At 27.7% G+C, this 4,867-nt stretch carries 4 protein-coding genes and 1 pseudogene; 1 reads left to right on the forward strand and 4 read right to left on the reverse strand.

The features are described 5' to 3' along the window. The 4 genes and pseudogenes from KA878_RS09715 to blaR1 form a co-directional block, all read right to left on the reverse strand. A pseudogene (locus tag KA878_RS09715) lies at positions 1-703 on the reverse strand (Mu transposase C-terminal domain-containing protein); the annotation flags it as partial. Beyond that, the gene (locus KA878_RS09720; RefSeq protein ID WP_000690628.1) at positions 675-1,268 is read right to left on the reverse strand and encodes a recombinase family protein; all 594 of its coding nucleotides are present in this window, start codon (positions 1,266-1,268) and stop codon (positions 675-677) included. The pseudogene KA878_RS09715 and the gene KA878_RS09720, both read right to left, overlap by 29 nt. A gap of 262 nt (positions 1,269-1,530) precedes the next feature. After that, positions 1,531-1,911, reverse strand: coding sequence for a penicillinase repressor BlaI (blaI, locus tag KA878_RS09725; protein ID WP_001284656.1), 381 nt, complete (start codon positions 1,909-1,911; stop codon positions 1,531-1,533). Next, positions 1,901-3,658 carry a beta-lactam sensor/signal transducer BlaR1 gene (blaR1, locus tag KA878_RS09730; protein WP_001096374.1) on the reverse strand — a complete coding sequence of 586 codons (1,758 nt, stop codon included), beginning with the start codon at positions 3,656-3,658 and terminating at the stop codon, positions 1,901-1,903. Before blaR1 ends, blaI begins: the two co-directional genes overlap by 11 nt. A 106-nt stretch (positions 3,659-3,764) precedes the next feature. Between blaR1 and KA878_RS09735 the strand changes: the two genes are divergently transcribed. Beyond that, positions 3,765-4,610, forward strand: coding sequence for a BlaZ family penicillin-hydrolyzing class A beta-lactamase PC1 (locus KA878_RS09735; RefSeq protein ID WP_000733283.1), 846 nt, complete (start codon positions 3,765-3,767; stop codon positions 4,608-4,610). Positions 4,611-4,867 lie beyond the last annotated feature (257 nt).

Genomic DNA, 4,867 nt, shown 5'->3' on the forward strand with positions numbered 1-4,867 from the left:
TAGAATTTTTCGGGTATACCACATACTGGCCAATTGGTATTATTCTTATTCCATATTGCTTGGTGTAGTGTTAATGCTGTGTTTTGAGCATTAGGAGCATCAAAACTTATAAAGTAGCCTGCAATTGCACGACTATAGTAATGGTTAGCCATGGTCTATTGATATTACCTTTTTGATCTAATATATAAATATCTAGCAAAGTATGGTCGGCTTGCCATATTTCATTGGGTCTTGAGGATTCTCTTATTTGTATTAAATCGTACTTATTTTGATAGTATTTTTCACCTTGGTGAGAGAAATCAATAACAGACTTAGGCATTGCTTTAATAATACTATAAACTTGTTTATAACTTGGTTTATAAAAATTATTCTCTATACAATAATTAGCGATTTTCCTATGAATCGTAGCAATACTATTTCTTTTATTCTTGAGTGCAAGGCGTTTAATCTCGTCTATTATGTTTTGTTTTAATTTATGCTCACCTTTATCAACTCTTGTATTATGAATTAGACCAGTAAGACCTTGTTCCTTATATAATTTATTCCACCTATAAAGTGTACTTAACGCAATACCTTTGCTTTTAGAAATGCTTGATAAAGATTGCTTGCCCAAGATAAAAGGTTTTATAATATTGTACTTTTGAGTAGCTTCTTTACGTTTGGCTTCAGAAAAATTAGTTAGATACTTCTCCTTGTTTTTCATCTTCCTTTTCCTCCAATTTATTGAGGTAACGATAAATCGTTGTACGTGAAACTTGCCACTGCTCTGCAATTGTCTTAATTGGCGTGCCATTATCATAAAGTGTCTTAAGTAAGTTTAAATCTTTTTGATTTAATTTTTCGGGTCTACCTCCATAGCGTCCTCTAGCACGTGCTGCAATTCGGCCAGCTGAAGAACGTTCTAAAATTAAATTTCGTTCAAATTCTGCAAACGCTGCGAATAAATGAAATAATAATTGTCCTGTAGAACTTGATTTATCCATCGTTATATTTTCTTCTAAACTATGGAAACTTACACCTCGTTCGTTAAGCTCATTAACTAATGTGATTAAATCCTCCATATTACGTCCTAGTCTGTCGAGTCTCCAAACAACAATCGTATCTCCTGATCTCGCAAATTCAATTGCTTTATCTAATCCAGGTCTTTTACTTTTTGAACCACTAATATGGTCGCTAAATATCTTTTCACAACCATATGCGTTTAATCGGTCCTCCTGTAAATTCAGATTTTGTAATCCAGTTGAAACTCTTGCATAACCTATTTTCAAAATACAAACCTCCTATATACATAACAGTGTACCATAACTTAATTTCAAGGTCTTTTGTGAACATAGATTTTTTGTTGGGTTTTTGAACACGAAAATATATGTATTACTCACTTATTTCGGCATAAAAAGAGAGTGTACAGAAAATGGTTATTTTCTGTACACTCTCATCTTTAATAATATATTTTAAATGTTATTAACAAAACTAATTTAATAAGAGTCAAGCATAGTTTACATATGTATTATGTTTGAAACATATCTCTAATTACTTTTTACTAATATCATTTAAAATGTCTCGCAATTCTTCAATTTCTTTGTTATTTAATTCTTCATTTTTCGCAAAATTCAGCACTAAACTTTTCATGTCCCCTCCATACAGTTTATTAAGAAAGGTTTTAGCAGTTTTCATTTTAATATCGTCTTCTTTAATATTTGATGAGTAAAAATAAATATTCTCTGATTTGTATCGTTTTATAATCTCTTTTTTATATAGTCTTGTGATTAATGTTCTAATCGTTTTATCGCTAACTTCTTTATATTTTTGAATTTCAACTACAATTTCATTAGCTGATACTGATTTTTTACCCCATATTATATTCATAACATCCCATTCAGCCATAGATATTTCAACTTGCTTATTGGCCATTTAAAACACCCATTTCTTTTAATATTTTTTCACTGATTAATTCAGCATTTTTCCCAGATGGCTTTCCATCTGATAAATGTGTAGCAAAATAATACTTATCATGATTTGTAATTACGTAACCTACAAACCACCCATTATTATACTTCCCGTTTACTATACCTGTACCTGTTTTCCCATACAGTTCATACTTTTCATTTTTCTTAATCAATAATGAAGAAGATAATTGATTCTTTGCTTTTTTACTAAAATGGTTATTTTGTTCCATCATATTTTTAAAAACTATTACTTGTTCAAGATTAGATATTTTCAAACTATCTTCCATCCAATAGCTTTTATAACTTCCCAAATTTTTATTACCATAATTTAATTGCTTGAGTTGAGTCGCAGTATAGTTCTTTGGTATTTGATCGCTAATACGTTCGAAGTACCAATTAACTGAATTTTGCATTGCTGTATTTAAATCTTGTTCCTTATTCCAAGCATCAAAAGGGTAATGCTTATGATTCCATGACATACGTGAATTTTCATCATTTATAATATGTCGGTCAAGTCCAAACATAGCTAAATAAATTTTATAAGTTGAATTAGGAGAATACCTTTTTCTACTTTCTTTTTCGTTATAAATATAGTATTTGTCTTTCTTCATGCTGTACATGACGAAAGATCCACTATTTGAACCAAAAATTTTACTTTTATCTAAAATTTGGTAATCGTTGTGTAAGGGCTTTTTATAATTATAATCAGTTATGGATTGCCCCATCAAAAACTGGCTTTGAATTACCATGAGCAAAAAAGTAAAAATACAAATAAAAATTAGAATTAATTTGGACTGTTTTTTCAGATTGGCTTCTTTTATATTAATTAATCTTCTTTTGAGTAATGACTTTTTACCATTAAATGAATGGCTTAATATATTTTTATTAAAAAATGGAACATTTAATACGGAGTCCATAATAGATTCCGCATAAGTTTTAAATTCATTTTTGTTAATATTATTAAGGACAAATCTATCGGCTTCTACTTCATTGTCATGAATTATCTTTCTTTTTACAATATGTACTAATGGATTGTAACTCATAATAATAGAGAAGATATTAAAGATAATTAAATGTAAAGTATCTCTATTTTTAGCATGAGCATATTCATGCAATATTATATATTTTAGTCTTTTGTCAATTACACTTTTAAAATATGAACTAGGAATTAAAATAATATATTTCCCATACCAAAAAGTTATTGGAGATTGAATAGTCTCTGCTTTTCGAATCACAATATTTTTTTTATATTGATGGTTGAAAAGTATCGTATCTATTTTATTTTTTTCATTTTCGTTTAGATAAAGTGACTGTTTCTTTAAATATTTAAGATATAATAAGGCTTTCAAAAATTTAAAACTTAAAATAATAACTAAAACTATCCAAATAACTGTGCAGATATTATCAATTGAATCCCAATTAAACTTATGGATATCTGTTGCGAACTCTTGAATAGGTTTGGTGGTATTTATGTTATGGTTCAAGTCGTGTGACTTACTTTCAACTGTGGGCGCTTGATTATTCACATTATTAAATTTAAAAAGAGAGAATTTAATAGGAATGAAAGGAATTAATCCTGCAAGAAGAGTTAGATACCAAACTTTATAATTTAACATATAATTAAAATAGCGTTTTAATATGTACCTAAAAAATAATAACAATAGAAATATAAAACAAAAGCTTACTATGCTCATTATTAATAACTTAGCCATTTCAACACCTTCTTTCAAATATTTATAATAAACTATTGACACCGATATTACAATTGTAATATTATTGATTTATAAAAATTACAACTGTAATATCGGAGGGTTTATTTTGAAAAAGTTAATATTTTTAATTGTAATTGCTTTAGTTTTAAGTGCATGTAATTCAAACAGTTCACATGCCAAAGAGTTAAATGATTTAGAAAAAAAATATAATGCTCATATTGGTGTTTATGCTTTAGATACTAAAAGTGGTAAGGAAGTAAAATTTAATTCAGATAAGAGATTTGCCTATGCTTCAACTTCAAAAGCGATAAATAGTGCTATTTTGTTAGAACAAGTACCTTATAATAAGTTAAATAAAAAAGTACATATTAACAAAGATGATATAGTTGCTTATTCTCCTATTTTAGAAAAATATGTAGGAAAAGATATCACTTTAAAAGCACTTATTGAGGCTTCAATGACATATAGTGATAATACAGCAAACAATAAAATTATAAAAGAAATCGGTGGAATCAAAAAAGTTAAACAACGTCTAAAAGAACTAGGAGATAAAGTAACAAATCCAGTTAGATATGAGATAGAATTAAATTACTATTCACCAAAGAGCAAAAAAGATACTTCAACACCTGCTGCTTTCGGTAAGACTTTAAATAAACTTATCGCAAATGGAAAATTAAGCAAAGAAAACAAAAAATTCTTACTTGATTTAATGTTAAATAATAAAAGCGGAGATACTTTAATTAAAGACGGTGTTCCAAAAGACTATAAGGTTGCTGATAAAAGTGGTCAAGCAATAACATATGCTTCTAGAAATGATGTTGCTTTTGTTTATCCTAAGGGCCAATCTGAACCTATTGTTTTAGTCATTTTTACGAATAAAGACAATAAAAGTGATAAGCCAAATGATAAGTTGATAAGTGAAACCGCCAAGAGTGTAATGAAGGAATTTTAATATTCTAAATGCATAATAAATACTGATAACATCTTATATTTTGTATTATATTTTGTATTATCGTTGACATGTATAATTTTGATATCAAAAACTGATTTTCCCTCTATTATTTTCGAGATTTATTTTCTTAATTCTCTTTAACAAACTAGAAATATTGTATATACAAAAAATTATAAATAATAGATGAATAGTTTAATTATAGGTGTTCATCAATCGAAAAAGCAACGTATCTTATTTTAAGTAGTTCAGTTTTGGAG

The sequence above is a fragment of the Staphylococcus sp. GDY8P57P genome, assembly GCF_017892585.1.
Lineage (GTDB): Bacteria > Bacillota > Bacilli > Staphylococcales > Staphylococcaceae > Staphylococcus > Staphylococcus borealis.

What these genes read in the sequence shown, in the direction of transcription:
- blaR1 (WP_001096374.1), bottom strand. Translation starts at nt 3,658, where the DNA reads ATGGCTAAGTTATTAATAATGAGCATAGTAAGCTTTTGTTTTATATTT.
- blaI (WP_001284656.1), bottom strand. Translation starts at nt 1,911, where the DNA reads ATGGCCAATAAGCAAGTTGAAATATCTATGGCTGAATGGGATGTTATG.